This is a genomic window from Ensifer sp. SSB1 (assembly GCF_016652895.1).
Taxonomy (GTDB): domain Bacteria; phylum Pseudomonadota; class Alphaproteobacteria; order Rhizobiales; family Rhizobiaceae; genus Ensifer.
On record NZ_JAEPRP010000283.1, the window covers coordinates 1 to 5715 of the forward strand.

The 5715-nt window shown below is 59.6% G+C and carries 4 protein-coding genes and 1 pseudogene; 1 reads left to right on the forward strand and 4 read right to left on the reverse strand.

Going from position 1 to position 5715, the window contains the following annotated elements; all coding sequences use genetic code 11:
• Positions 1–1875, forward strand: a 1875-nt coding sequence (gene traG, locus I8N66_RS35700; RefSeq protein WP_291164770.1) for a Ti-type conjugative transfer system protein TraG, incomplete at its 5' end; no start/stop codon positions are given.
• A 292-nt stretch (positions 1876–2167) separates the two neighbouring features.
• Here traG and I8N66_RS35705 read toward each other — a convergent pair.
• From I8N66_RS35705 to I8N66_RS35720, 4 genes and pseudogenes are all read right to left on the reverse strand, one after another.
• On the reverse strand, positions 2168–3133 hold the full coding sequence (locus tag I8N66_RS35705; protein ID WP_291164773.1) for an IS481 family transposase: 966 nt from the start codon (positions 3131–3133) through the stop codon (positions 2168–2170).
• 416 nt (positions 3134–3549) lie between these two features.
• Positions 3550–4584, reverse strand: coding sequence for an IS110 family transposase (locus I8N66_RS35710; RefSeq protein WP_291164780.1), 1035 nt, complete (start codon positions 4582–4584; stop codon positions 3550–3552).
• 114 nt (positions 4585–4698) lie between these two features.
• Positions 4699–5430 (reverse strand): annotated as a pseudogene (locus I8N66_RS35715) (IS5 family transposase).
• 39 nt (positions 5431–5469) lie between these two features.
• The coding region (locus I8N66_RS35720; RefSeq protein ID WP_291164776.1) for a hypothetical protein at positions 5470–5715 on the reverse strand (246 nt) is incomplete at its 5' end.

Genomic DNA, 5715 nt, shown 5'->3' on the forward strand with positions numbered 1-5715 from the left:
AGTCTCGTGCCCGTCGCTGTCACCGCCTTTGCGGTCTATGTCGTGGGCTGGCGCTGGTCGGTGCTCGCCGCCGGACTGTCCGGGAAGGCGGCATACTGGTTTCTACGAGCCTCACCGCTACCACCGTTATTGCTCGGGCCGCTCGCAGGCCTGTTGACCGTGTGGGCCTTGCCGTTGCACCGGCGAATGCCGGTAGCCATGGCGAGTCTCGTATGTTTTTTGACAGTCGCCAGCCTCTACGCGCTGCGTGAATTCGGCCGACTGTCCCCATCCGTGGAAAGCGGCGCGCTATCATGGGAGCGCGCGCTGTCCTATCTCGACATGGTCGCTGTCGTCAGCGCAGTCGTTGGCTTCATGGCCGTGGCTGTGGCCGCGCGCGTTTCCACCGTGGTCCCCGAACCGGTAAAGCGCGCCAGGCGCGGAGCCTTCGGGGACGCGGACTGGCTGCCGATGTCGGCAGCGGGAAGACTGTTTCCGCCGGACGGCGAGATCGTCGTCGGCGAGCGCTATCGCGTCGACAAGGACATCGTCCATGAACTGCCCTTCGATCCAAACGATCCGGCCACATGGGGGAAAGGCGGCAAGGCGCCGCTACTGACTTACAAGCAGGATTTCGATTCCACTCATATGCTCTTCTTCGCCGGGTCGGGTGGATACAAGACCACAAGCAATGTCGTGCCGACGGCGCTGCGTTATACCGGGCCGCTGATCTGCCTCGACCCTTCCACCGAGCTCGCGCCCATGGTGATCCAGCACCGAACCCGCGTCCTCGACCGCGAGGTGATGGTGCTTGATCCGACGAACCCGACCATGGGCTTCAACGTACTCGACGGGATCGAGAACTCGCAACGAAAGGAAGAAGACATCGTCGGCATTGCCCACATGCTCTTGTCGGAGAGCGTGCGTTTCGAAAGCTCGAGCGGTTCCTACTTCCAGAACCAAGCACACAATCTCCTGACCGGCCTGCTCGCGCACGTGATGCTGTCGCCGGAATATGAAGGGCGGCGAACCTTACGCAGTCTTCGGCAGATCGTCTCCGAGCCGGAGCCCTCGGTGCTGACGATGCTACGTGACATTCAGGAGCATTCCGCGTCCGCCTTCATCCGTGAAACGCTCGGCGTTTTCACCAACATGACCGAGCAGACGTTTTCAGGCGTCTACTCGACAGCATCGAAGGACTGCCAGTGGCTGTCGCTCGACAGCTACGCCGCACTCGTCTGTGGCAATGCTTTCAAATCGAGTGACATCGTCTCGGGCAAGAAGGACGTTTTCCTCAACATCCCAGCATCGATCCTGCGCTCCTATCCGAGCATCGGCCGCGTGATCATCGGCTCACTGATCAATGCCATGATCCACGCCGATGGCGGCTTCAAGCGCCGGGCGTTGTTCATGCTCGATGAGGTCGATCTTCTCGGATACATGCGCGTTATGGAAGAGGCGCGCGACCGCGGCCGAAAGTACGGCATCTCAATGATGCTGATGTACCAATCGGTCGGCCAGCTGGAGCGGCATTTCGGGAGGGATGGCGCGACGTCGTGGATGGACGGCTGCGCCTTCACGAGCTATGCCGCGATCAAAGCGCTGGACACAGCGCGCAACGTCTCCGCCCAATGCGGTGAGATGACGGTGGAGGTAAACAGGAGTTCCCGTAACGTTGGCTGGGACACAAAAACCGCCGGGGCCCGCCAATCCGAAAGCGTTAATTTCCAGCGCCGGTCGCTGATCATGCCACACGAGATCACCCAGTCGATGCGCAAAGACGAGCAGATCATTATCGTGCAAGGTCATAGCCCGATCCGTTGCGGGCGCGCGATCTATTTTCGGCGGAAGGATATGGATCAGGCAGCTAAGCCAAACCGCTTTGTCCGGGTTTAACGTTCCACGCCAAGCCGTACTCATGCTTATTGCGCCGGCCGAACACGGGCGCATCGAGGCTGGGAAGGAAACCCGTTCGAACAGAGATGTGCATGACCGTCGACGACAGTGAATGGGTCTACGACGAAGTAACCCCGTGAGTGGCATCCGGCTTGAAAGACGGCAGCGCCAGCCGATGCGCGCCAAGTTATGTTAGAGATGCGAGCGGCAATGTCCTTGCCTACGGCAATTCCGTCGCCCTTAGCAAGGACCTCAAGGGGAGCGAACCAGGTCCCCATCTGGGAGTGTTCACCTAGGTGTTTAGTCCCGGCCTCTGATGGATCGGATTCAGGGTGAATCTCTCTGGCTCGGAAGTCCATATCTCGCATATGAATTCATAGGGCGTGAGGCCCCTGAGTGTCTTGAGCCGGCGGGAGAAGTTGTATGCCGAGACGAAATCGCCGACGTGTCTGCGCAGTTGGTCGTGGCTGTCGTAGTGATAGCGTTTGACGGTTGCCTCCTTGAGTGTCCGGTTCATCCGCTCGACCTGGCCATTTGTCCAAGGATGCTTGGGTTTGGTCAGCCGATGCTCGATGCCGTGTCGCCCGCATACCCAATCGAACGGGTGTCCCCGGAACCGTGCGGTTGGTCCGTTGCGGTTCTTCGGGATGTCGGCGAACTGGATGCCGTTGTCGGTCAGCACCGTGTGGATGTCGTAGGGCACGGCTGCAACCAGTGCCTCCAGGAAGTCTGACGCCGTTCGGATGGTGGCGCGCTCGACCAGTTGGACGAAGGCGAACTTGGAGGTCCTGTCGATCGCGACATAGAGGTAGAGTTTGCCTTCGGCGGTCTGCACCTCAGTCAGGTCGATGTGAAAATAGCCGATTGCGTAGACCTTGAACTTCTTCCTCGACGGCTTGTCGCCATCCACTTCTGCCAGTCTCGAAATTCCATGGCGTTGCAGGCATCGATGCAATGACGATCGCGTCAGATGCGGGATTGTCGGCTGAAGAGCGTAGAGACAATCGTCGAGCGCCAGCAGCGTGTGCCGCCGGAACGCGATGATGATCGCCTCCTCCTCTTCACTGAGAACGGTTGAACGCGGCTCCTTCGGTCCGGTCTTGAGGTCCTCGACCGTTGCCCGCTTGCGCCACTTCAGAACGGTCTTCGGATTGATCCCGTAGCTCCGGCTCAACTCCGCGGCCGAAGCTTGCGATCGCTGTATTGCAGCTCGGACCGCGTACGTGGTCGTGGCGCTGCCGTGGCGTATTTGGCCCATAGTGCTTCCTTCCATTTGGCGGAAAAGATCGCACCATCAAATTCTGGGATCAAACACCTAGGCTCAGGACTTCGGTAACGGGGCCGTCCCAGTCAAGCAAAAAGTGACGACCGCAGCAGCGCCGTCATGCTGCCAGGGCGGCAAATAATCCCTACAGATTCCCTTTCGCCGATGCCTGGCTTGCTTCGCCCTTCGTTTGAGGTCACCCCGGGTTCATGCTTCGGTCCGTGGTCAGCGCGATGGCTGCCAACATGATGCTGGTCCAGTGCGGTAATTCCGATGTGCCCATCTCATTGGCGTGCTCGACCGAGGCCTGCGACAGTCCTGACCACGGCATCATCGGAACCGCGTCCCGGTTGGGACCTCGAAGGTCTGCGCTCAGGCAGACGGCAACGATATGGTTTTAATGTGAACGCTCAGGCCGACTTGGCGATCAACGGGACTGTCGGGGAGAATTCCGTGCCATCCTTCCACATCCGGTGAAGGATGGTGCCGATGCGCCTTGCAAAAGCCACCATCGCGCGCTTTGCACCTCGGCGTTTGGCAACCTGTGCAGCCCAGCTTCTCAGCCATGTCGAGCGACCTCGATGGATCATGACGGTAGCCGCTTGGCACAAGGCTCTTCGCAGATTGGCGTCGCCGGCTCGCGTAATGCCGCCGATCACGTCGCGCTCCCCGGACTGGTTGCGCGATGGTGTAAGGCCAACCCATGGACCAACTTTCTTGGACGATGAGAACCGCGCGGGATCATCGACAGCGGATCGGAAAGTTAAGGCGACGACCGCCCCGATGCCTGGCATCGTCATCAACAGCCGGCACACCGCGTCGTCCTTCGCAAGCAGGCGGACCTGACGTTCGAGCCCTGCCAGTTCATGGCGCAGGCTGGTGCGTGCACGTAACATCGGCCCGGACGCTGCTTGCAACATGGAATTGCCTTCCACCAATTGCCTGATCCGGGCGTCGAACTGGCCGCGTGAGATGGCGCCGACCTTCAGGCCAAAGTTTCTCAGCAGTCCGCGCAATGACAGCTCCAGCGCGATCATGCCCTGCTGAATCGCCTTGCGGGCGGCCAGAAGCGCGCGAACCTCCTGTGCCGACACGGACTTGCAATGTACCGGCCTGAACCAGCCCAGATGAAGCAGTCGGGCAATCCCTTCCGCGTCACGCCGATCCGTTTTGATCGGCATTGCCTTCAGTGCGCCCTTCACCTGTCGGGTTTCCATCAGAACGACATCCAGCCGGGCATCAGTCAAACCGCGATGCAGCCACTGGGACAGCGGTCCGGCTTCCAGCCCTATGATGGCGACCGCTCCCTCCAGGGTGTTTGCAAAGTCTGCGATCGCCTGGGGATCACTGGGAACCTGCGCTTCTTTTACGATCTTGCCATGCTCGTTGATCACACAGACCGCGGTCTTCGCCAGTGATACATCCAGTCCGATAAACAGTTTCATCCCGTATTCCTCCGATTGAGACTGATACGGGAACAGCGACAGCTTGCCGTGGGCAATTGCAAGATGAGTGAGCTGGTGGTGCACGGCGCAGGCCCCGTTACAGCATCTCATTGATCAAAGCCAGAAGATGACGGTTGCTGCGATGCAGACGGCGGAGAAGAAGGTGTGTGCGCATCGATCGTAGCGGGTGGCGATGCGCCGCCAGTCCTTGAGCTTGGCGAAGAGGTTCTCGACCTTGTGGCGCTGACGGTAGAGGCTCTTGTCGTAGGGATAAGGTATCTTTCGGCTGCGGCTTGAGGGAATGCAGGGCTCAATGCCCTTTTCTTTTAGTGCCTCTCGGAACTGCGTGCTGTCATAACCCCGGTCGGCAATCAGCGTCTTGGCTGGCGGCAAGGCGTCAAGCACAAGACGTGCGCCCTTGTGATCGCTCATCTTGCCCTTCGCTGAGTATCATGATGATCGGACGGCCTTCACCGTCACAAACGGTATGCAGCTTGGAGTTCAGTCCGCCTTTGGTTCGCCCGATACGACGGGGAACATCCCCTTTTTGAGCAGGCTCGCCGCCGTCCGGTGTGCCTTCAGATGCGTCGCGTCGATCATGATGCGCTCGGGCTTCGGGCCTTCGGCCGCCAGCGCTGCGAAGATGCGGTCGAAGACGCCGAGCCGGCTCCAGCGAATGAAACGGTTGTAGAGCGTTTTATGCGGCCCGTAATCCTTCGGCGCGTCCTTCCATTGCAGGCCATGCTTGATAACGTAGACGATGCCGCTGATCACTCTGCGATCATCGACGCGCGGTACGCCATGCGCCAGCGGGAAATAGGGTTCAATCCGCGCCATCTGGCACATCTCAAACCAAATTAATAGGTCCTGACCCTAGGTCTGTACTCAATAGGGATTCCAGGTTCTGCCAAATTGTGATTCAAGGTCTTGGAGTTGGAGGCCTTGATGAAGCAGCGGCAGTTGACCTGGTTGAGCGGTGCGGAGTGGGCTCGGATCGAGCCATTGTTGCCGCGACTCGCTCAGCAAAAACAAATCACCCATCACGGTCTCCTTCCGGAACCGTGAATCAACCGGTCGCGCCTCGAACAGGTCGAGCCAGATACCCTGTCGACTCCAGCGGTTGAAGCGATT

What these genes read in the sequence shown, in the direction of transcription:
- I8N66_RS35705 (WP_291164773.1), bottom strand. Translation starts at nt 3,133, where the DNA reads ATGGGCCAAATACGCCACGGCAGCGCCACGACCACGTACGCGGTCCGA.
- I8N66_RS35710 (WP_291164780.1), bottom strand. Translation starts at nt 4,584, where the DNA reads ATGAAACTGTTTATCGGACTGGATGTATCACTGGCGAAGACCGCGGTC.